This is a genomic window from Streptomyces sp. APSN-46.1, assembly GCF_022815725.1.
Taxonomy (GTDB): domain Bacteria; phylum Actinomycetota; class Actinomycetes; order Streptomycetales; family Streptomycetaceae; genus Streptomyces.
On the sequence record NZ_JALGRF010000002.1, the window covers coordinates 843,479 to 863,911 of the forward strand.

General features: G+C 72.0%; 22 protein-coding genes. 10 read left to right on the forward strand and 12 right to left on the reverse strand.

Features of this window, described 5'->3' with window-relative positions; translation table 11 throughout:
- Positions 1-67: 67 nt before the first annotated feature.
- The 4 genes from MTF65_RS10490 to MTF65_RS30495 all read right to left on the reverse strand — a co-directional run bounded on the left by MTF65_RS10490 (position 68) and on the right by MTF65_RS30495 (position 1,277).
- Positions 68-271, reverse strand: a complete 204-nt coding sequence (locus tag MTF65_RS10490) for a hypothetical protein (protein ID WP_243628276.1) — start codon at positions 269-271, stop codon at positions 68-70.
- The gene (locus MTF65_RS10495) at positions 268-504 is read right to left on the reverse strand and encodes a hypothetical protein (protein WP_243628277.1); all 237 of its coding nucleotides are present in this window, start codon (positions 502-504) and stop codon (positions 268-270) included. Before MTF65_RS10495 ends, MTF65_RS10490 begins: the two co-directional genes overlap by 4 nt.
- Positions 501-791, reverse strand: coding sequence for a hypothetical protein (locus MTF65_RS10500; protein WP_243628278.1), 291 nt, complete (start codon positions 789-791; stop codon positions 501-503). Before MTF65_RS10500 ends, MTF65_RS10495 begins: the two co-directional genes overlap by 4 nt.
- A gap of 339 nt (positions 792-1,130) precedes the next feature.
- Positions 1,131-1,277, reverse strand: coding sequence for a hypothetical protein (locus MTF65_RS30495; protein WP_308407138.1), 147 nt, complete (start codon positions 1,275-1,277; stop codon positions 1,131-1,133).
- A 160-nt stretch (positions 1,278-1,437) separates the two neighbouring features.
- Between MTF65_RS30495 and MTF65_RS10505 the strand changes: the two genes are divergently transcribed.
- Both MTF65_RS10505 and MTF65_RS10510 read left to right on the forward strand, forming a co-directional pair.
- Positions 1,438-2,310 carry a hypothetical protein gene (locus MTF65_RS10505; protein ID WP_308407139.1) on the forward strand — a complete coding sequence of 291 codons (873 nt, stop codon included), beginning with the start codon at positions 1,438-1,440 and terminating at the stop codon, positions 2,308-2,310.
- Positions 2,295-2,828, forward strand: a complete 534-nt coding sequence (locus MTF65_RS10510) for a GNAT family N-acetyltransferase (protein WP_243628280.1) — start codon at positions 2,295-2,297, stop codon at positions 2,826-2,828. Before MTF65_RS10505 ends, MTF65_RS10510 begins: the two co-directional genes overlap by 16 nt.
- A 93-nt stretch (positions 2,829-2,921) precedes the next feature.
- Here the strand turns inward: MTF65_RS10510 and MTF65_RS10515 are convergent, their stop codons facing one another.
- The 3 genes from MTF65_RS10515 to MTF65_RS10525 form a co-directional block, all read right to left on the reverse strand.
- A complete protein-coding gene (locus MTF65_RS10515) occupies positions 2,922-4,568 on the reverse strand; it encodes a phospho-sugar mutase (protein ID WP_243628281.1) in 1,647 nt (548 codons plus the stop codon).
- Between the two features lie 44 nt (positions 4,569-4,612).
- Positions 4,613-5,419, reverse strand: coding sequence for a purine-nucleoside phosphorylase (locus tag MTF65_RS10520; protein WP_243628282.1), 807 nt, complete (start codon positions 5,417-5,419; stop codon positions 4,613-4,615).
- Positions 5,420-5,559: 140 nt separating this feature from the next.
- Complete coding sequence (locus MTF65_RS10525; protein ID WP_030290800.1) at positions 5,560-5,997, reverse strand: gamma-glutamylcyclotransferase; 438 nt, start codon at positions 5,995-5,997, stop codon at positions 5,560-5,562.
- Positions 5,998-6,218: 221 nt separating this feature from the next.
- Here MTF65_RS10525 and MTF65_RS10530 point away from each other — a divergent pair, with 221 nt between their 5' ends.
- Together MTF65_RS10530 and MTF65_RS10535 are read left to right on the forward strand one after the other, a co-directional pair.
- The gene (locus tag MTF65_RS10530) at positions 6,219-7,658 is read left to right on the forward strand and encodes an NAD(P)H-quinone dehydrogenase (protein ID WP_243628283.1); all 1,440 of its coding nucleotides are present in this window, start codon (positions 6,219-6,221) and stop codon (positions 7,656-7,658) included.
- A 213-nt stretch (positions 7,659-7,871) separates the two neighbouring features.
- Positions 7,872-8,792, forward strand: coding sequence for a DeoR/GlpR family DNA-binding transcription regulator (locus MTF65_RS10535; RefSeq protein ID WP_243628659.1), 921 nt, complete (start codon positions 7,872-7,874; stop codon positions 8,790-8,792).
- A 148-nt stretch (positions 8,793-8,940) separates the two neighbouring features.
- Here the strand turns inward: MTF65_RS10535 and MTF65_RS10540 are convergent, their stop codons facing one another.
- Entirely contained in the window at positions 8,941-10,704 is a 1,764-nt protein-coding gene (locus MTF65_RS10540; protein ID WP_243628284.1) for a biotin carboxylase N-terminal domain-containing protein, read from the reverse strand.
- Positions 10,705-11,115: 411 nt separating this feature from the next.
- Between MTF65_RS10540 and MTF65_RS10545 the strand changes: the two genes are divergently transcribed.
- Positions 11,116-11,553 carry a hypothetical protein gene (locus MTF65_RS10545; protein ID WP_243628285.1) on the forward strand — a complete coding sequence of 146 codons (438 nt, stop codon included), beginning with the start codon at positions 11,116-11,118 and terminating at the stop codon, positions 11,551-11,553.
- Here the strand turns inward: MTF65_RS10545 and MTF65_RS10550 are convergent.
- The 4 genes from MTF65_RS10550 to MTF65_RS10560 form a co-directional block, all read right to left on the reverse strand.
- Positions 11,534-12,145 (reverse strand): nucleoside triphosphate pyrophosphatase, encoded by a 612-nt coding sequence (locus tag MTF65_RS10550; RefSeq protein ID WP_374207197.1) that lies wholly within the window; start codon positions 12,143-12,145, stop codon positions 11,534-11,536. The genes MTF65_RS10545 and MTF65_RS10550 overlap by 20 nt on opposite strands.
- Positions 12,146-12,166: 21 nt before the next feature.
- A complete protein-coding gene (gene mmpB / locus MTF65_RS30220) occupies positions 12,167-12,301 on the reverse strand; it encodes a morphogenic membrane protein MmpB (protein WP_279398805.1) in 135 nt (44 codons plus the stop codon).
- An 80-nt stretch (positions 12,302-12,381) separates the two neighbouring features.
- Complete coding sequence (locus MTF65_RS10555; protein ID WP_243628660.1) at positions 12,382-12,588, reverse strand: acyl-CoA carboxylase epsilon subunit; 207 nt, start codon at positions 12,586-12,588, stop codon at positions 12,382-12,384.
- Positions 12,589-12,603: 15 nt separating this feature from the next.
- Positions 12,604-14,199, reverse strand: a complete 1,596-nt coding sequence (locus MTF65_RS10560; RefSeq protein ID WP_243628287.1) for an acyl-CoA carboxylase subunit beta — start codon at positions 14,197-14,199, stop codon at positions 12,604-12,606.
- Between the two features lie 269 nt (positions 14,200-14,468).
- Between MTF65_RS10560 and MTF65_RS10565 the strand changes: the two genes are divergently transcribed.
- The 5 genes from MTF65_RS10565 to hutH all read left to right on the forward strand — a co-directional run bounded on the left by MTF65_RS10565 (position 14,469) and on the right by hutH (position 20,327).
- Complete coding sequence (locus MTF65_RS10565; RefSeq protein WP_243628288.1) at positions 14,469-15,320, forward strand: biotin--[acetyl-CoA-carboxylase] ligase; 852 nt, start codon at positions 14,469-14,471, stop codon at positions 15,318-15,320.
- Between the two features lie 157 nt (positions 15,321-15,477).
- A complete protein-coding gene (locus MTF65_RS10570; protein ID WP_243628289.1) occupies positions 15,478-16,644 on the forward strand; it encodes an adenylate/guanylate cyclase domain-containing protein in 1,167 nt (388 codons plus the stop codon).
- 25 nt (positions 16,645-16,669) lie between these two features.
- Positions 16,670-17,467 (forward strand): enoyl-CoA hydratase/isomerase family protein, encoded by a 798-nt coding sequence (locus MTF65_RS10575; RefSeq protein ID WP_243628290.1) that lies wholly within the window; start codon positions 16,670-16,672, stop codon positions 17,465-17,467.
- Positions 17,468-17,623: 156 nt separating this feature from the next.
- A complete protein-coding gene (locus tag MTF65_RS10580) occupies positions 17,624-18,739 on the forward strand; it encodes a GGDEF domain-containing protein (RefSeq protein WP_243628291.1) in 1,116 nt (371 codons plus the stop codon).
- 46 nt (positions 18,740-18,785) lie between these two features.
- Positions 18,786-20,327 carry a histidine ammonia-lyase gene (gene hutH, locus MTF65_RS10585; RefSeq protein WP_243628661.1) on the forward strand — a complete coding sequence of 514 codons (1,542 nt, stop codon included), beginning with the start codon at positions 18,786-18,788 and terminating at the stop codon, positions 20,325-20,327.
- The last annotated feature ends 106 nt before the right edge of the window (positions 20,328-20,433 follow it).

Sequence of the window (20,433 nt, forward strand, 5' to 3'; positions counted from 1 at the left end):
GAGCGTGGTCGGGGTGTCCGTGTGGATCCGCACCACGTCCGGACGTGGTGCGGCCCCTGCGGCCCGGCTACAGGAAGTGCAGGGACTCGGCGCGGAGTTCTTTCCTGGTCTTGATGACCCGAAGCCCCTCGGGGTGGTCGGTTTCCCGGGTGTTTCCGGTGCCCCCGTACATGGGGCGCAGGATCGGTGTTCCGCCGCGCCGGTCGGTGTAGATCCACCGGCCGCCGCCGGGGCCGTCTTCGACCAGGTCCCCGATCTGCGCGGCGCTCACCGGGCACCGCTGGCGTGGGAGATGTTTGAGGCTGCGGTGGTCCACTCGATTCCTCCGCAAGTGGGGCGGATGTGGGCGATCTCCAGCAGACGGCCGCTGTGGTGTTCCTCGGTGACGCAGGTCAGGGTGCCGGTGAGGCCGTTGGCGATGTCGCGGACGGTCTCTCCGGTCAGCGGGTGGTCGATGGTGTGCCACTCGCCGCCGGAGACCGGGCCCGAGATGCGGCCGGTCACCGGGCCCACCCCTGGATACGTGCGGCGGAGATTTCCATGGGGTGTGCCGGTCTCAGGTATTCGGGGGTGGCGACCCACTCGCGGCCGCCTTCGAGCGGACGTACGTATCCGTAGCCGGGGAACGCGTCGGTCAGAGTGCCGTAGCGGGCGAGGACGCCCACGGCCAGGTGCTCGGGGGCTTCCATCGCGCGGACGGTGGTGCCGGGCGCCGGCCAGAGGTGGCGGGGCAGTGTGATGGCGCGCGGGAATCGGCGCTGGTGGTCTTGTAGCTGCGTCGTGATCGTCATCGCCGCCGCCCTGGGTCGTGATCGCTGGGGATGGCGCGTGGGGGGTCGTTCCTCGGCTGTGGCTGAGAGCAGGTACGACTCCCGCGCACCAGGCCGGACGGGGAAAGGCCCGGCCTTTGGAGGGGGTGTTGCTGATTCCCAGTCAACGACCATGAGACGGCGGGAGACAGGAAAGGTTGCCGGGGCCGGGGGTGCGGGCAACCGGAAAACTTTAGGGCTGATTGACTCTTCGTCTGGATCGCACCGTGATCGTGGCCTTACGGTCGGTGGCATGGCAGAGAACGCCGCACTGAGGGCGCGAATGGCTGATCTGGGTCTGACTCAGGACGAGTTAGCAGGTCAGATGAATGCCGCGCTGCAGTCGATCACCGGCAGACCGGGCAACGTGTCCGCGCGCAGCGTGCGGAATCTCGTGAACGGGACCACGACCAGGCCGATCGGCCGGACCCGGGCAGCGCTTGAGCAGGTGTTCGGATGCCCGATCACGGATCTAGGGTTCGCCTCACCCGCACTACCAGCACCGCCGGAGGACCCCGTGCTACGCCGCACCTTCTGCTCTCTGACCGTCGGCGCGGCCGCCGCTGGCGCTGTTCCCTCCGGCCGTTGGTCGGTCGGCACTGCGGACGTGATCCGCTTGCGGGAGGGCATGAGCGCTCTGACCGCGCTGGACCAGGCCCGGGGCGGCCACGGGGCGTTGGAGAAGGCCGCGCTCGCCGGGGCCGCCGAGGCAGTCGCGTTGCAGCAGCGGGCCGCCTCCCAGACCGTGAGGCAAAGGCTGTTCTCCCTGGCCTCGCACTACACGGCGTCGGCCGCCTGGTCGTGCATCGACGCACGCCAACTCGACCGTGCCCGCGCCCATCTCGATCAGGCATTGCGCCTGGCCGGGATGGCGCAGGACTCCATGGCGCAGATGCGGGTCTGGAACTCGACGGCGATGCTCGCGCACCAGTGTGAGCAGTTCGGGGAGGTTGTCGCCGCCTCCCAGGCGGCGAAGGCCACGACCATCGCCCGCTGTGACCCGTTGTTCGCGTCCCTGGCCCACGCGCGTACCGCGATCGGGCACGCCTCATGCGGCGACCGGCAACCGGCGCTGCGCTCCCTCGGCTACGCCGAAGACGCTCTGACCCGCGCCCAGGCAGTTCCGCGGCCGCCGTGGATCGGGTTCTACGGGCCGGCGGAGCTCGCCGCGCTCACGGCGATCGTCCGGGACCTCCTGGGCGAGCCCGCGCACGCCGAGGCCGCATCCCACCGGGCGTTGGCCGCGCTCCCCGCCACCCTGCGCCGCAACCGGGCCATGACCATGGTGCGTCTCGCGCACGCGCAGCTTCGCCAAGGCGACATCGACCAGGCGTGCGCGACGACCGCCAAGGGGTTCGATCTGATGGCCGGTGACCCGATCCCGGGCCGGATGCGGACACAGATCGGTGACTTCCACCGCGACCTGTTCACTCTCGCCCCCACCGACCGGGCGGCCCGCGAGTGGGCTGACCGATACCGCACCGAATGGAGCCCGCGTTGACCGACATCACCTTGAGCCGCCACGCCCACGATGATCTGCCCGCGATACGGCAAACCCTTCTGGATGTGCACGCCGACGCCTATGCGGACCGCATGAACGAGGAGTTCGTCCAACGCTTCCCGTGGTTCGTGGACCACTGGGGCGGCAATCCCGGCTTCACCTGCGTGATCGCGTGGGAGGGAGATGTGCCGGTCGGGTTCTCCTACGGGGCCCCCGCCGCCGAGGGCCGCCAGTGGTGGCAAGGGCACCTCGGCACCCCGCCGGCCGACCCTGCCACCTTTCACGTCTCCGAGCTGATGGTGTGCCCGAAGTGGCGCAAGACCGGCCTCGGTCCGCGCCTGCACGATGCGCTCCTCGAAGGCCGCGGCGAGGCATCCGCGGTCCTGACCGTGGACACCGAGCGGCCCCGGTTGCAGGCCATGTACGAGGGGTGGGGCTACCGGAAGATCGGCGAGAACCAGCCGTTCGCCGACTCGCCGGTGTATGCGGTGATGCTGCTGGAGCGGAGCGGCCGCTGACTGCGAGGGAGCGTCGGCTCGTCCTGACGGATACGCCGACGGCCCCCTGAGCCGGACGGGGCTCAGGGGGCCGAGGGGCGCGCTCGGGGCCGGCTAGATGCCGGCGGCGGCCGCGAAGTCCTTTTTGATCGCGTCCAGGACTTCCTGGCCGCGGGCGCGGGCCGGGGCGAGGTCGGAGGCTTCGGCCACCGGGACCACGACCTCCAGGTAGCACTTCAGCTTGGGCTCCGTGCCCGACGGGCGGACGATCACGCGGGCCTTGTAGTCGCCGTCCAGGTAGTAGCGGAGGCCGTCCGTCGGAGGGAGGGTGGCCGAGCCGACCGACAGGTCCTCCGCCGAGGTCACGCGCAGGCCCGCCAGGGAGGTCGGGGGCTCCGCCCGGAGCCGCGCCATCGCCGAGGCGATGACCGACAGGTCCGAGACGCGGACCGACAGCTGGTCGGTGGCGTGCAGCCCGTGGGCCATCGCCAGGTCGTCCAGCAGGTCCGTCAGGGTCCGGCCCTGCTCCTTGAGCTCCGAGGCAAGTTCGGCGACGAGCAGGGCCGCCGTGATGCCGTCCTTGTCGCGGACGCCCTCGGGGTCCACGCAGTAGCCGAGCGCCTCCTCGTAGCCGTAGCGCAGGCCCTCCACGCGGGAGATCCACTTGAAGCCCGTCAGGGTCTCCTCGTACGGCAGCTCGGCGGCCTCCGCGATGCGGCCCAGGAGGGAGGAGGAGACGATCGACTCGGCGAAGACGCCCCGCGCGCCCTTGTGCACGAGGTGGGCGGCGAGCAGCGCGCCGACCTCGTCGCCGCGCAGCATCCGCCAGCCACCGTCGTCCGGGACGGCCACCGCGCAGCGGTCCGCGTCCGGGTCGTTCGCGATCACGATGTCCGGGTTGACCTCGGCGGCCTTCGCGAAGGACAGGTCCATCGCGCCCGGCTCCTCCGGATTCGGGAAGGCGACCGTCGGGAACGCCGGGTCCGGCTCGGCCTGCTCGGCCACGAGCACCGGCGTCGGGAAGCCGTGCCGGGCGAAGGCCGCCATCACGACGTCCTTGCCGACGCCGTGCATGGCCGTGTAGACGGTCCGCACGCCCCGGGGGGAGCCGGGGGTCAGGACGGCGTCCGTCCGGGCCAGGTAGGCCTCCAGCACCTCGTCACCGAGGCTCTCCCAGCCGGACTCCGGACGGGGGACGGAGTCGAGGGTGGTGACACGCTCGATCTCGGCCGCGATCTCGGCGTCCGCGGGGGAGACGATCTGAGAACCGTCGCCGAGGTACACCTTGTAGCCGTTGTCCCGGGGCGGGTTGTGGCTCGCGGTCACCTCGACGCCGGCGACGGCGCCCAGGTGCCGTATGGCGTACGCGAGGACGGGCGTCGGCAGCGGTCGGGGCAGGACGGCCGCGCGCAGCCCGGCGCCGATCATGACGGCGGCGGTGTCGCGGGCGAAGTCCGCCGACTTGTAGCGCGCGTCGTAGCCGACGACGACCAGGCCGCCGGCGTGTCCCTGGGCCTTCAGGTAGGCCGCCAGGCCCGCCGCCGCCCGGATGACCACGGAGCGGTTCATCCGCATCGGGCCGGCGCCGATCTCGCCGCGCAGTCCGGCGGTGCCGAACTGGAGGGTGCCGGAGAAGCGCTCCGCGAGGCCGGTGGTGTCACCGGACTCGATGAGCCCGGCCAGCTCCCGCGCCGTCTCCGGGTCCGGGTCCTCGGCCAGCCAGGCCCGGGCCCGGGTGATCAGGTCGTCCTGTTCCTGCACTACTTCCGCCTTGTCTCTCGTACGGTGCGGGTGCCTGTCCCGTCTCAGATGCGGGCGAGGACCTGGGTGAGCAGCTTGCCCATGCGCGCGGCCGAGTCGCGGCCGGCCTGGAGCACCTCTTCGTGGTTCAGCGGCTCGCCGGACAGGCCCGCCGCCAGGTTGGTGACCAGGGAGATGCCGAGCACCTCGGCGCCGGCCTCGCGGGCGGCGATGGCCTCCAGCACGGTGGACATGCCGACCAGGTCGGCGCCCATGACGCGGATCATGTTGATCTCGGCCGGGGTCTCGTAGTGCGGGCCGGGGAACTGGACGTAGACGCCCTCTTCGAGAGTCTCGTCGATCTCCTTGCACATCGCGCGCAGGCGCGGCGAGTAGAGGTCGGTGAGGTCCACGAAGTTCGCGCCGACGATCGGCGAGGCGGCCGTCAGGTTGAGGTGGTCGCTGATCAGGACGGGCTGGCCGGGCTTCATGCCCTCGCGCAGGCCGCCGCAGCCGTTGGTCAGGACGATGGTCTTGCAGCCGGCGGCGACGGCGGTGCGCACGCCGTGCGCGACGGCGGCGACGCCGCGGCCCTCGTAGTAGTGGGTCCGGCCGAGAAAGAGCAGCGCGCGCTTCTCGCCGATCTTGTACGAGCGGATCTTGCCGCCGTGGCCCTCGACGGCGGGGGGCGGGAATCCGGGCAGCTCGGTGACCGGGAATTCGGCCTCGGGCGCGCCGAGCGCCTCGGCGGCGGGGGCCCAGCCGGAGCCCATGACGAGGGCGACATCGTGGGATTCGGCACCGGTCAGCTCACGCAGGCGGGCGGCTGCGGCGGTGGCGTCGGCGAAGGGGTCGGTAACAGATGCGTTCACGCTGACGAGCGTAGCCGGTCATTGCCTACGCGCGTAGATGACCAGCCTTACGTAGTTCAGATCGTTGCGTTGTCGTTTCCGACGAAGGGCCAGGAACTTGCCTGGTCAGCCCCTCGGCGTCCTTCACGAAGACGTTGGGCTCAGCAGGGGCGCTTGCGGAGTTCCATCACATAGTCGTGCGGAGCCCCCGCGGACTCGGCCGCGTCGGCGAGCTCGCCCAGGTAGCGCGCCGAGGGCAGGCCGCCCTCGTAGCCGTTGAGGACGTAGCACCAGGCCGCCTCCTCGCCGTCCAGCGTGTGGACGCGGATGCGCATACGGCGGTAGATGTCGAGCCCGACGCCCTCCCACCGGTCCATCGAGTCCTCGTCCAGCGGGGCGATGTCGTACAGGGCGACGAAGACCTGGTGGCGCGGGGCTTCGACGATCGTCGCCAGCGCGCCCTCCCAGCCCATCTGCTCGCCGCCGAAGGTCAGCCGCCAGTCGTTGATCCAGCCCGTGCCGCGCAGCGGCGAATGGGGTGCGCGGCGCGTCATCAGCCGCGGGTCGAGGTTGCCGGCGTACGCGGCGTAGAGCGACATGAGGTCGAGAGTACGGGAGGGGCGGCCCGGACCGCTCTCCCAGCCGTCCGCCGGACCGTGCGCCGGACCGTGCCACGAGGCCGTCGTCACGGATGGAGGGACCGGGCGCGAAGCACCTTGAAGCGTGCGGGACAATGGAGCACGGAATGCATCCCCCGGGGAACCCCCGGAAGCCCCGGCCGGGGCGGCAGCCGGCCGGGTAGACGTGAGGCGGAGTTTTCGTGACCCGGATCGTGATCATCGGCGGCGGACCCGGCGGGTATGAGGCGGCCCTGGTGGGGGCCCAGCTCGGCGCGGAGGTGACCGTCGTCGACTGCGACGGTCTGGGCGGGGCGTCGGTGCTCACCGACTGCGTGCCCTCCAAGACCCTCATCGCGACCGCCGAGGTGATGACGACCTTCGACTCGTCGTACGAGGAGCTCGGCATCGTCGTCGCCGACGACACCCCGCACATCGAGCAGGCCGCGCGCGTCGTCGGCGTGGACCTCGGCAAGGTGAACCGGCGCGTCAAGCGCCTCGCGCTCGCCCAGTCGCACGACATCACCGCGTCCGTCACCCGGGCCGGCGCCCGCGTGCTGCGCGGCCGCGGCAAGCTGGGCGGCCCGCAGGGCATCGACGGGACCCGGGACGTCATCGTCACCGCCGCCGACGGCACCGAGACGATCCTGACCGCCGACGCCGTGCTGATCGCGACCGGCGGACACCCCCGCGAGATCCCGGACGCGATGCCCGACGGCGAGCGGATCCTGAACTGGACCCAGGTCTACGACCTTGAGGAGCTCCCCGAAGAGCTCATCGTCGTCGGCTCGGGTGTGACGGGTGCCGAGTTCGCCGGCGCCTACCAGGCCCTCGGCTCCCGGGTCACGCTCGTCTCCTCCCGCGACCGCGTGCTGCCCGGTGAGGACCCGGACGCGGCCGCCGTCCTGGAGGACGTCTTCCGCCGCCGCGGCATGAACGTCATCGGACGCTCCCGCGCCGAATCCGCCAAGCGGGTGGGCGACCGGGTCGAGGTCACCCTCTCCGACGGCCGGGTCATCACCGGCAGCCACTGCCTGATGGCGGTCGGCGCGATCCCGAACACCGGGAACATGAACCTGGAGGAGTCCGGGGTCCGGCTCAAGGAGTCCGGCCACATCTGGACCGACAAGGTCTCCCGTACCTCCTCCCCCGGCGTGTACGCGGCGGGAGACGTGACCGGGATCTTCGCGCTGGCCTCCGTCGCCGCCATGCAGGGGCGCATCGCGATGTACCACTTCCTGGGCGACGCGGTGGCCCCGCTGAACCTGAAAACGGTGTCGTCGAACGTCTTCACCGACCCGGAGATCGCTACGGTCGGTTACACCCAGGCCGACGTGGACGCCGGCAAGATCGAGGCCCGTGTCGTGAAGCTTCCGCTGCTGCGCAACCCGCGCGCCAAGATGCAGGGCATCCGGGACGGGTTCGTGAAGCTGTTCTGCCGTCCGGGTACCGGGATCGTGGTGGGCGGCGTCGTGGTCTCGCCGCGCGCGAGCGAGCTGATCCACCCGATCTCGATCGCGGTCGACAACAACCTGACGGTCGAGCAGATCGCAAAAGCGTTCACCGTGTACCCCTCTCTGTCGGGCTCGATCGCCGAGGTGGCACGCCAGTTGCACACGCGGAAGGCCGCCGGGGAGGCCTGATCCCCCGGCAAACCCCTTGTGGGGCAAGGGGTTTGGGGTGGGGCGCGCGGGTGGTGGTGAGGGGTTCACGCGGTCGTCGGACCGCGTATACCACTTGTCCCCCCGCGCTATGAACAACTTCGGTATTCCGGCGTAAAGAGCTGAAACCAGACGGTCGTTGGCATTACTGTCAGTTTCGTGTTCGCTGCAGAACGTCGCCAATTGATTCTCGAAATGGTGCGGGCCAACGGAGCGGTATCGCTCCGGGAGCTCGCCCGCGTCGTCCAGACCTCCGAAGTGACCGTACGGCGGGACGTGCGGGCACTGGAGGCAGAAGGACTCCTCGACCGCCGGCACGGCGGTGCGGTCTTGCCGGGCGGTTTCACGCGGGAGTCCGGCTTTCCGCAAAAGTCCCATCTCGCGACGGCGGAGAAGACCGCCATCGCCGATGTCGCGGCCGGCCTTGTCGAAGAAGGCGAGGCCGTCGTCGTCGGCGCGGGTACCACGACCCAGGAGCTGGCCCGCCGGCTCGCGCGGGTGCCCGGCCTGACCGTCGTCACCAACTCCCTGCTGGTCGCGCAGGCCCTGGCCCACGCGAACCGGGTGGAGGTGGTGATGACCGGCGGAACCCTGCGCGGGTCCAACTACGCCCTCGTCGGCAGCGGGGCCGAGCAGTCCCTCCAGGGGCTGCGGGTGTCGCGGGCGTTCCTGTCGGGGAGCGGTCTGACCGCCGAGCGCGGGCTGTCCACCTCGAACATGCTCTCCGCGAGTGTGGACCGGGCGCTGGTGCAGGCGGCGGCGGAGGTGGTGGTGCTCGCCGACCACACGAAGCTCGGGACGGACACCATGTTCCAGACCGTGCCGACGGACGTGATGACGCGGCTGGTGACGGACGAGCCGCCGCCGCACGACGAACGGGCCGCGACGGAGCTGCAGGCGCTGGCGGACCAGGGCGTGCAGATCACTGTGGCGGGTGGGTCGGTCGCCTCCGGCGGCGACGGCGGCATGGTGGGCCGGCGCCCGCGCCGGGAGTCGCCGTTGCCCGTACAGCGCCGTGGGGGGCCCACCGCCCAGCTGCGCAGCGCCCCGGCCTCGATGCTGGAGCAGCAGCAGGTGGCGGAGCGGGTGCGGGTCGCGGACATGCGGCGCCGTTAGCCCGTGCGGGTCCGCTGCTGGGGCTCCGCCCCAGACCCCGCGCCTCAAACGCCGGCGGGGCTGAATTGCAAACGCCGGCGGGGCTGGTGAAAACCAGCCCCGCCGGCGTTTGAGGCGCGGGGTCCGGGGCGGAGCCCCGGTAAGGACGTCAGTCCTTGATCTCGCAGATGGTCGCGCCCGAGGTGAGGGAGGCGCCGACCTCGGCGGTGAGGCCGACGATGGTGCCGGAGCGGTGCGCGTTCAGCGGCTGCTCCATCTTCATGGCCTCCAGGACGACGATCAGCTCGCCCTCGGTGACCTGCTGGCCTTCCTCGACGGCGACCTTGACGATGGTGCCCTGCATCGGGGAGGCGAGGGTGTCGCCGGAAGCGGCCGGTCCGGACTTCTTCGCGGCGCGTCGCTTGGGCTTGGCACCGCCCGCGGCGGCGGTACGGGCCAGCGTCATGCCCAGGGAGGACGGCAGGGAGACTTCCAGGCGCTTGCCGCCGACCTCGACGACCACGGTCTCGCGGCCGGGCTCCTCCTCGGCCTCCTCCGCGGCGGGCGCGGCGAAGACGGGGATGTCGTTGACGAACTCGGTCTCGATCCAGCGGGTGTGGACCGTGAACGGGTTCCCGTCGACGGGTGCGAAGGCGGGGTCGGTGACGACCGCGCGGTGGAAGGGGATGGCGGTGGCCATGCCCTCGATCTCGAACTCCGCCAGCGCGCGGGCCGCGCGCTGCAGGGCCTGCTCGCGGGTGGCGCCGGTGACGATGAGCTTGGCCAGCAGGGAGTCCCAGGCGGGGCCGATGACCGAGCCGGACTCGACGCCCGCGTCCAGGCGCACGCCCGGGCCCGAGGGCGGGGCGAAGCGGGTGACGGTGCCCGGGGCGGGCAGGAAGCCGCGGCCGGGGTCCTCGCCGTTGATGCGGAACTCGAAGGAGTGACCGCGCAGGACGGGGTCGCCGTAGCCGAGTGCCTCGCCGTCGGCGATGCGGAACATCTCGCGGACCAGGTCGATGCCGGTGACCTCCTCGGTGACCGGGTGCTCGACCTGGAGGCGGGTGTTGACCTCCAGGAAGGAGATCGTGCCGTCGGTGCCGACGAGGAACTCGACGGTACCGGCGCCGACGTACCCGGCCTCCTTCAGGATGGCCTTGGACGCGGCGTACAGCTCCGCGTTCTGCTCCGCGGTCAGGAACGGGGCGGGGGCCTCCTCCACCAGCTTCTGGTGGCGGCGCTGCAGCGAGCAGTCACGGGTGGAGACCACCACGACGTTGCCGTGGGAGTCGGCCAGGCACTGGGTTTCCACGTGCCGGGGCTTGTCGAGGTAGCGCTCGACGAAGCACTCGCCGCGCCCGAACGCCGCGACGGCCTCGCGGACCGCCGAGTCGTACAGCTCGGGGACCTCTTCGAGGGTGCGGGCGACCTTCAGGCCGCGCCCGCCGCCGCCGAAGGCGGCCTTGATCGCGATGGGCAGGCCGTGCTCCTTCGCGAAGGTCACGACCTCCTCCGCACCCGAGACCGGGTCCGGGGTACCGGCCACCAGCGGCGCGCCGGCGCGCTGCGCGATGTGCCGGGCGGCGACCTTGTCACCCAGGTCGCGGATGGCCTGCGGCGGCGGGCCGATCCACGTCAGGCCCGCGTCGAGGACGGCCTGGGCGAACTCGGCGTTCTCCGACAGGAATCCGTAACCGGGGTGAATGGCGTCGGCACCCGAATCAGCCGCGGCCTGCAGGACCTTCGCGATGTCCAAGTAACTCGCGGCCGGGGTGTCACCGCCCAACGCGAAAGCTTCGTCGGCCGCGCGGACGTGCAGAGCGTCCCGGTCCGGATCGGCGTAGACGGCTACGCTGGCGATCCCGGCGTCCCGGCAGGCCCGGGCAACGCGGACAGCGATTTCGCCACGGTTGGCGATGAGCACCTTGCGCACGATGGCTCCCTCCTTGGAACAAGCTGAGTTTAGGGACAGCCCACACGGCCTTTCGACCCTTCCCCATAGGTGAGCTTGCCCACACGGAGTGTGATTCGAGTGCACCTTGAGTCCGGAAAGCCCTTGTGGCGCCCCAGGTCAGGGGGATCCCCGACTGCACAGTAACCCCGTCGCCCATACAAGGTCTCTGTCCACCGGGCCAGCGGCCCGCGCCGATTCTTTGTGGAGTCCCTACGAACGGCCTAGGCAATCTTTGCCACCGGACCCCCGCGGGGCGCTCCCGCGCGGCCGCTCAGGTAACGAAGAGCCCCCGGACCCTTGTCCGCTGGTTTACCCGTTAGTAGCCTCCAGGCGTCGAACAGGCTTGTGCCGTGCCTGTGCCGTGCCAATGCGTGTGGGGGTGGGGGCGTCGTGCTGCTGCGCAGACTCGTGGCCGGGCTGGCCGCGATCGTGCTCGTCGGGGAAGCGGCGGTGCTCGTCTTCGTGCACGTCGTCCTGGGCAGGACGACCGCGAATCAGTCGATGTCCATCGCGGGCAGCGATCCGGATGTCATGTCCAAGGTGACGTATGCCCTGGGGGTCGGCATCGGGGCCTTCCTCCTGCTGTGCGCCGTACTGCTCGCCGTCGCCGCGATACGGGACCTCGCGCCCGGGCGGCTCGCCCGCACCGCGCTCATCAGCGCCGCCGTCACCCACGGCCTGCTCGGCGCCCTCGCCGTCGGACTCGTCGGCTGGGGCGCCTTCGCCGTGCTGATGCTGATCTTCTGCCTGCTCGCCCTGTCCCTGACGCTCTACGTGGCGCGACCGGTGCAGCCGGTGCTCGGGGAGATCAAACCCACAGGTCCGTGATCGACACGTCCAGTTCGCCCAGCAGGGAGCGCAGCAGCGGCATGGAAAGGCCGATCACGTTGCCGTGGTCGCCGATGATGCCCTCGATGAACGGCGCCGACAGCCCGTCCAGGGTGAACGCCCCCGCCACGTGCAGCGGCTCGCCGCTCGCCACGTAGGCGGCCACCTCCTCGTCCGTCGGCTCGCCGAAGTGGACCGTCGTGGACGCGGTGGCCGAGACCTGGCGCCCGCTCGCCGTGTCGATGACGCAGTGCCCGGTGCGCAGTACGCCGGACCGCCCGCGCATCGACTTCCAGCGGGTCGTGGCCTCCTCGGCGTCCGCCGGCTTGCCCAGCGCCTCGCCGTCCAGCTCCAGCACCGAGTCGCAGCCGATCACCAGGGCGCCCGCGGCCTCCTCCAGCCCCGCCACGACGCCCGCCTTGGCCTCGGCCAGCGCCAGCGCCAGCTCGGCCGGGCTGTCCGCGCTGAGCGTGTCCTCGTCGAAGTCGCTGACGATGACGTGCGGGGTGAGGCCGGCCTGCCGCAGCAGGTTCAGCCGGGCGGGCGAGGCGGAGGCGAGGACGAGGGCGCGTCGCGGTTCGGCAGCAGTCATGGGAGCCATCGTAGGGCGGGCTCAGAAGGGGCCCACGCCCAGGACGTACACCACCACGAGCATGGCGAGCGCGAGCACCACGATCATCCGCCGCAGCATGGCCTGCGCGTCGCGCATGTCCTTGGGCGGCTCGTCCTTCGGGTCTGACCAGAGCATGCCCCGATCCTGGCCCCGGTACGGGCCGTGGCGCCTGAGTACGAGTACTCAGGCGCCACCGTCCGTTCACACCATCTTCGCTACGCGGGCCAGTACGTACGTCCCCACGCGCGCGGCCCCGGCCGCGGCAGGTGCCGCCGTGCCACCCGGGACGGCGCCGCCCACTCGTCCGCGACCCGGGGCGCGCCCGACGGTGCCGAGGCCAGCACCGCCGCGCGCGCTTGGACCACCGCCAGTGCGGCGGCCAGCTCCTCCGGGGTCGGGTTTCCCTTGACGACCTTGATCACCACAGGACTGACCTCCTAGAGGGGGATGTTGCCGTGCTTCTTCGGGGGCAGCGACTCCCGCTTGGTGCGGAGCTGGCGCAGCCCCTTCACCACGTGCGCGCGGGTCTCGGACGGCATGGACACCGCGTCGATGTAACCGCGCTCGGCGGCCGTGTACGGGTTGAGCAGCGCGTCCTCGTACTCGGTGATCAGCCGGGCCCGGGTCTCCTCGGCGTTGCCCGCCTCCTCCGCCTCCGCGATGGCGCGGCGGTGCAGGATGTTCACCGCGCCCTGCGCGCCCATGACGGCGATCTGCGCGGTCGGCCAGGCCAGGTTCAGGTCCGCGCCGAGGTGCTTGGAGCCCATGACGTCGTACGCGCCGCCGAAGGCCTTGCGGGTGATGACGGTGATCAGGGGCACGGTGGCCTCGGCGTACGCGTAGATCAGCTTCGCGCCGCGCCGGATGATTCCGTTGTACTCCTGGTCCGTGCCCGGCAGGAAGCCGGGGACGTCCACGAAGGTCAGCACCGGGATGTTGAAGGCGTCGCAGGTGCGGACGAAGCGGGCGGCCTTCTCGGAGGCGTTGATGTCCAGGCAGCCGGCGAACTGCATCGGCTGGTTGGCGACGACGCCCACCGGGTGCCCCTCGACGCGGCCGAAGCCGGTGAGGATGTTCGGCGCGAACAGCGACTGCGTCTCCAGGAACTCCGCGTCGTCGAGCACGTGCTCGATCACGGTGTGCATGTCGTACGGCTGGTTCGCGCTGTCCGGGATCAGCGCGTCGAGCTCGCGGTCGGCGTCGCAGACCTCGGTATCCGCCTCCTCCGGGAAGGCGGGCGGCTCGGAGAGGTTGTTCGACGGCAGGTACGCCAGCAGGGACTTGACGTACTCGATGGCGTCCTTCTCGTCCCCGGCCATGTGGTGGGCGACGCCGGAGGTGGAGTTGTGGGTGCGGGCGCCGCCCAGCTCCTCGAAGCCCACGTCCTCGCCGGTGACCGTCTTGATGACGTCCGGGCCGGTGATGAACATGTGCGAGGTCTGGTCGACCATCACGGTGAAGTCGGTGATGGCCGGCGAGTACACCGCGCCGCCCGCGCAGGGGCCCACGATCAGGCTGATCTGCGGGATCACACCGGACGCGTGGACGTTGCGGCGGAAGATCTCGCCGTACATGCCGAGCGCGCTGACGCCCTCCTGGATGCGGGCGCCGCCGGAGTCGTTGATGCCGACGAGCGGGCAGCCGGTCTTCAGCGCGAAGTCCATGACCTTCATGATCTTCTGGCCGTAGACCTCGCCGAGGGCCCCGCCGAAGACGGTGAAGTCCTGCGAGAACACGGCCACCGGCCGGCCGTCCACCGTGCCGTAGCCGGTGACGACGCCGTCGCCGTACGGGCGGGTCTTCTCCAGCCCGAAGCTGGTCGAGCGGTGCCGGGCGAACTCGTCGAGCTCGACGAACGATCCCTCGTCCAGAAGCAGGGCCACCCGCTCACGCGCCGTCAGCTTGCCCTTGGCGTGCTGCTTCTCCACAGCCCGTGCGGAACCGGCGTGGGTGGCTTCGTCGATGCGGCGCTGCAGGTCCGCGATCTTGCCCGCGGTCGTATGCATGTCGATCGGCTCTGAGGGTTGTGACATCGGGGTCGCGGCTCCCTGCGTGGTGTCGTCAACTGCCTGGTCAATTGAATGACTACTGCTGGCTACTGGTGCGTAGCGTATCGGCGGGCACGTCGCTCGACAGTGCGGCGTTTGACACACCCGAAGTGCCTTGCTTGGCCCCGCCACGTTCCCTAGGGACCGCGGCCGCGCATCGGTAGGGTTGACGCGGAACTTCCATGCCCGCTTCGCCGGAGAAAATGCGTTTCCGCCCCGGCCCGAGGCCGGGCTCCAGGCAAGGGGAACACTTGATGCCGTCAGACGCTTCCGCAGGCCACTGGTCGAGCCTCGACCGGCCGCCGCTGAACGCCGCCGCGCTGCGGCGGGCCCTGGTGACCGACGGGGGGCTGTGGACCTCCCTGGAGGTGGTGGACTCCACCGGGTCCACCAACAGTGATCTCGCCGCCCGGGCCGGGGAGCTGCCCGAGGGGGCGGTGCTCGTCGCCGAGGAGCAGACCGCCGGGCGCGGGCGGCTCGACCGCAGCTGGGTCGCGCCGGCCCGGTCGGGGCTGTTCTTCTCCGTCCTGCTCAAGCCGGGCGAGGACGTCCCGCAGGAGCGGTGGGGGTGGCTGACCCTGCTGGCCGGGGTGGCCACCGCGACCGGGCTGTCCCGGGCGGCGGGGGTGGACACGGTCCTCAAGTGGCCCAACGACCTGCTGGTCGCCGTGGCCGGGGAGGAGCGCAAGACCGGCGGGATCCTCGCGGAGCGGGTCGGGGACGGCGTGGTCATCGGGATCGGGCTCAACGTGACGCTGACCGAGGACGAGCTCCCGGTGCCGGAAGCCGGGTCCCTGGCGCTGGCCAAGGCCGCCGCCACGGACCGGGAGCCGCTGCTGAAGGCCGTACTGCGCTCCCTGGAGCAGTGGTACGGGGACTGGAGGGCGGCCGGCGGCGACCCGGCGGCCAGCGGCCTCCAGGAGACGTACGCGGCGGGCTGCGCGACCCTCGGCAAGCACGTACGGGCGGACCTGCCCGGCGGGCGCCGGCTCACCGGAACGGCCGAGGCCGTCGACACCGACGGCCGGCTCGTCATCAGGACGGCGGAGGGCGAGCGCGAGGCGGTCGGCGCCGGGGACGTGGTCCACCTGAGGTCGGTCCGGTAACGCCGACGAGGGAGCGGCGAAGGGGCGGCGCGGGAGCTGCGCGGGAGGAAGGCTGGGGAGTGAGCTACGGCACACCTGCCGTATGGTTTAGGCGATCCCGCTCCTCGCGGTGATCACCCGGTTCGGCAGTGCGCACGGAATGGACAGGAGGCGGCCCTTGACCGTCGACGACTCAACGTCCAGCGCGTCCGCCCCCGGGCCCTCCGGGGCGGCGGGGAGTGCCGGCACGCCGATCGGGCGGGACCAGCACACTCCCCACCACGAGGTCGATCACACCGCCCAGCCCACGGCGGACCCGCTCGCCATCCGGCTGGAGCAGCTGATCCTGGGCGCCGAGCGCCGGTACACCCCGTTCCAGGCGGCCCGTAGCGCCGGGGTCTCGATGGAGCTCGCCTCCCGCTTCTGGCGGGCGATGGGCTTCGCGGACATCGGGCAGGCCAAGGCGCTGACGGAGGCCGACGTACTGGCGCTGCGCCGGCTCGCCGGCCTGGTCGAGGCGGGGCTGCTGAGCGAGCCGATGGCGGTGCAGGTGGCGCGGTCCACCGGGCAGACCACCGCCCGGCTGGCGGAATGGCAGATCGACTCCTTCCTGGAGGGCCTGACGGAGCCGCCGGAGCCGGGGATGACCCGTACGGAGGTCACGTACCCGCTGGTCGAGCTGCTGCTGCCGGAGCTGGAGGAGTTCCTGGTCTACGTGTGGCGGCGGCAGCTGGCGGCCGCCACCGGGCGGGTGGTGCAGGTCGCGGACGACGAGGAGATGGTCGACCGGCGGCTCGCCGTGGGGTTCGCGGACCTGGTGGGCTTCACCCGCCTCACGCGGCGGCTGGAGGAGGAGGAGCTCGGCGAACTGGTCGAGGCCTTCGAGACGACGGCGGCGGACCTGGTGGCGGCGCACGGCGGCCGGCTGATCAAGACCCTGGGCGACGAGGTCCTGTACGCGGCGGACGACGCGGCGACGGCGGCGGAGATCGCGCTGCGGCTGATCGAGACCATGGAGGCCGATCCGCAGATGCCGGAGCTGCGGGTCGGGATCGCCTTCGGCACCGTGACGACCCGGATGGGCGACGTCTTCGGGACCACGGTGAACCTGGCGAGCCGGCTGACGTCGATAGCGCCGAAGGACGCGGTGCTGGTGGACGGGGCGATGGCCGAGGAACTCGGGCGGACCGGGGCGGCGCCGCTGTCGGAGAAGGAGGCCGAGTCGGAGGAGGGCGGCGGTGCGTACCGCTTCGCGCTCCAGCCGATGTGGCAGCGGCCGGTGCGCGGGCTGGGCGTCGTGGAGCCCTGGTCGCTGACGCGCCGGAAGCCTAAGATCCCCGGGTAACGTTCGTTAACCGGGAGGGTCCCCAGTGCCTGTGGAGTCGGAGTTCGTAGCGGTACGTAGGCATGAGGGCGGGGTCGCCGAGCTGGTCCTGGACCGGCCCAAGGCGATGAACGCGGTGTCGACGGAGATGGCGCGGGCCATCGGCTCGGCGTGCGCGGCGCTGGCCGCCGACGCGTCCGTACGGGTGGTCGTGCTCTCCTCGACCGCCGAGCGGGCGTTCTGCGTGGGTGCGGACCTCAAGGAGCGCAACTCGCTGTCGGACGCGGAGCTGGTGCGGCAGCGGCCGACCACGCGGGGCGCTTACGGGGGTGTCCTGGAGCTGCCGATGCCGACGGTCGCGGCGGTGCACGGGTTCGCGCTGGGCGGCGGCTTCGAGCTGGCGCTGGCGTGTGACGTGATCGTGGCGGACGAGACGGCGGTCGTGGGCCTCCCGGAGGTCTCGGTCGGGGTGATCCCCGGCGGGGGCGGTACGCAGCTGCTGCCGCGCCGGGTGGGGGCCGCGCGAGCCGCCGAGCTGATCTTCACCGCGCGCCGGGTGGAGGCGGCGGAGGCGCTGTCCCTGGGGCTGGTGGACTCGGTGGTGGCGGCGGGTACGGACCGCGCCGAAGCCCTTGCCCTGGCCGGGCGGATGGCGGTGAACTCCCCGGTGGGCCTGCGCGCCGCGAAGCGGGCGCTGCGCCTCGGCCACGGGATGGACCTGACGGCGGGCCTGGAGATCGAGGACGCGGCGTGGCGCGCGGTCGCCTTCTCCGGGGACCGTGCGGAGGGCGTGGCGGCGTTCAACGAGAAGCGCCGCCCGGAGTGGCCGGGCGTGTTGCCGTAGCCGCCGGTCCTTGCGGGGCGGGCGGTGTGAGGTGCCGGTCCCCGCGGGGGCGGGTGCCGGGCATCGGGTGACGGGGCCGGACGCCGGAGCCCGGCGGCGGGGCCGGGTGGCGCGGCGGTTGTCACTAAATCGGATAAAACTCCCTAATGTGGGGTGATGGGAGTCGACGGGCGGCTGCGGGCCGTCGTGGGCATGGCTCAGGCGATGGCGGCCGCGAGCGCGCCGCGGGACAGCGTGCGCGCGGCCGCGCGCGGGGCCCGGCTGGCCATGGACGGGTCGTTCGCGGCGATCTCCGCCTGGGAGCGCGAACGCGGGCGGCTGCGCGTACTCGTCAACGAGGGCGAGCGCCGGGCCGGGGAAGAGGAGTTCCCCGAGGACGAGTCGTATCCCGTGCACGATTTCCCGGAGATCACGGAGTTCCTCCACGAGCGCTGGGTCGGCGGCGGAGGGCCGCACGCCTGGGTGGAGAGCGCCGGCGGCGGGCGGCCCGGGAGACGCGGCGAGGCCCTGCGCCGGCGCGGCCGCGGGACCTGCGTGGTCGCGCCGATCGTGCTCAGCGGGCGGGCCTGGGGGGAGCTCTACGTAGCCCGGGACGACGGGCTGCCCGACTTCGACGAGGACGACGCCGAGTTCGCCACCGTCCTCGCGGCCGTCGTCGCCGCCGGACTCGCCCAGAACGAGCGGCTCGAAGAGGCCCGCCGGCTCGCGTTCACCGATCCGCTGACCGGGCTGGCCAATCGGCGGGCCGTGGACATGCGGCTCGACGAGGCCCTGGAGGAGCACCGGCGCGACGGGGCCGTGGTGAGCCTGGTGGTGTGCGACCTGAACGGGCTGAAGAAGGTCAACGACACCCTGGGACACGCCATGGGCGACCGGCTGCTGGAGCGGTTCGGATCCGTCCTGAGCCTGTGCGGGGCCATGCTGCCCGGCGCGCTCGTGGCCCGGCTCGGCGGCGACGAGTTCTGCCTCGTGAGCGTCGGGCCCCCCGCCGACGAGGTGGTGCGCGTCACCGAGGAGGTGTGTCTGCGCGCCGCCGAGCTGGAGCTGGGCGAGGGTGTGGCCTGCGGGGTGGCCTCGACCGGAGACCCCATCGGGCTGGTGAAGTCCTCCCGGCGGCTGTTCCGGCTGGCCGACGCCGCCCAGTACAAGGCCAAGGCCGCCCGCTCGTCCCAACCCGTCGTGGCGGGCCGGGACACGGCCGTCGTACGACTCGCTGACGCCGCCGCACAGGAGGCCCCGGGGGAGCGGCGGCGTTTCCGGGGGCGGACGTGAAGGGGTGACATGAAGCGATTCAGTCCGTAGGGTGCTGAATATGGATATGCACACTGTCGTGGTGGGGACGTCCGGGACCACCGCCGAGGATGTCATCGCCGTCGCCCGCGGCAACGCGCGCGTCGAGCTGTCCGCCGAGGCCCTCGACGCCCTGGCCCGCTCCCGCGAGATCGTCGACGCCCTGGCCGCCAAGCCCGAGCCCGTCTACGGGGTGTCCACCGGGTTCGGCGCCCTCGCGTCCCGGCACATCAGCCCCGAGCTGCGCGCGCAGCTCCAGCGCAACATCGTCCGCTCGCACGCCGCCGGCATGGGCCCGCGCGTCGAGCGGGAGGTCGTGCGCGCCCTGATGTTCCTGCGCCTGAAGACCGTCGCCTCCGGCCACACCGGCGTCCGGCCGTCCGTCGCCCAGACGATGGCCGACGTACTCAACGCCGGCATCACGCCGGTCGTGCACGAGTACGGGTCCCTCGGCTGCTCCGGCGACCTCGCGCCGCTCTCCCACTGCGCCCTCACACTCATGGGCGAGGGCGACGCCGAGGGACCGGACGGGGTCGTCCGGCCCGCCGGGGAGCTGCTCGCCGAAGCCGGCATCGAGCCCGTCGAGCTGCGCGAGAAGGAGGGCCTCGCCCTCCTCAACGGCACCGACGGCATGCTCGGCATGCTGGTCATGGCCCTCGCCGACCTCGGCCGGCTCTACAAGGCCGCCGACATCACCGCGGCGCTGACCCTGGAGGCGCTGCTCGGCACCGAGAAGGTCCTCGCCCCCGAACTGCACGCCATCCGGCCGCACCCGGGCCAGGGGGCCGCCGCCGCCAACATGGCCGCCGTGCTCAAGGGGTCGGGGCTCACCGGCCACTTCCAGGAGGAGTCCGCGCCGCGCGTGCAGGACGCCTACTCGGTGCGCTGCGCCCCGCAGGTCGCCGGCGCCGGCCGCGACACCATGACGCACGCCGCCCTGGTCGCCTCGCGCGAGCTGGCCTCCTCGGTCGACAACCCGGTGGTCCTGCCCGACGGACGCGTGGAGTCCAACGGCAACTTCCACGGGGCGCCGGTCGCGTACGTACTGGACTTCCTGGCCATCGCGGCCGCCGACCTCGGCTCGATCGCCGAGCGGCGCACCGACCGCCTGCTCGACAAGAACCGCTCGCACGGCCTGCCGCCGTTCCTCGCGGACGACGCAGGCGTGGACTCCGGTCTGATGATCGCCCAGTACACGCAGGCCGCCCTGGTCAGCGAGATGAAGCGGCTCGCGGTGCCGGCCTCCGCCGACTCGATCCCCTCCTCCGCCATGCAGGAGGACCACGTCTCCATGGGCTGGTCGGCGGCGCGCAAGCTCCGTACCGCCGTCGACAACCTGACGCGGATCATCGCCATCGAGCTGTACGCCGCCACCCGGGCCATCGAGCTGCGCCACGGGCTCACCGCGGCCCCGGCCAGCCGGGCCGCCATCGCGGCGGCCCGCGAGGCCGGTGTCGAGGGTCCCGGGCCGGATCGTTTCCTCGCCCCCGACCTGGCTGCCGCCGAGGCGTTCGTCCGTACGGGCGGCCTCGTGGACGCGGTGGAGACGGTGACGGGCCCGCTCGCCTGACCCCGTCGTCCCCCGCGCGAAGGGACGCACAGGGCCGCCCCCGGGATCACTCCCGGGGGCGGCCCTGTGTTCTCTGCGTGCTCTACGGGATCTCGCGTTCTCTACG